The following is a 501-nucleotide window of genomic DNA, read 5'->3' on the forward strand; positions in this document are numbered from 1 at the left end:
CCTGTAGCCAGTCGGCAGATTTCAGGAATGTCTCGATAGTGTCGCTCATCAGCCCGCCCCTACCTTTGCCCGCTCGGCCAGGTGACGCGCCAGGATCAGGGCACCGTCAAGCGGCGAGCCCTTGGCCTCGGTCATGCAGGCCTGCATGTGAAGCGGCAGATAGTCTGCGTAATGCGGTGCGACCCCGCCGATCATGCAAACGGGCGATTCGTCGGTGTGACCAAGTGCACGCAGCCCTTGCGCCAGATAGTCGGCCCCGCCTTGCATCAGTTCCTGCGCCACGGGATCGCCACCAGCCGCAGCCACGATGATCTCGGGGGCGAGGCCTGCGAAATCCGAGGGGTTCGCCTGGCCAACAAACGCAACGATTTGCATGGGATCGTCGTCATATTCCGCGCTGATTTTTCGGGTCAACGCGCTGTGCGGTTGAATGCCGTCCATCGCCAATAGAACGCGTTGCAGCAGCTGAACGCCTAACCAGTTGCCCGAGGCCTGATCGCC

The 501-nt window shown here is 62.3% G+C and carries 1 protein-coding gene; it reads right to left on the reverse strand.

Going from position 1 to position 501, the window contains the following annotated elements; translation table 11 throughout:
* Positions 1-48: 48 nt before the first annotated feature.
* Positions 49-501, reverse strand: a 453-nt coding sequence (locus tag ACR0E6_RS23210) for a glucosamine kinase nucleotide-binding domain-containing protein (RefSeq protein WP_480587876.1), incomplete at its 5' end; no start/stop codon positions are given.

The organism is Ruegeria sp. AP12 (assembly GCF_056540025.1).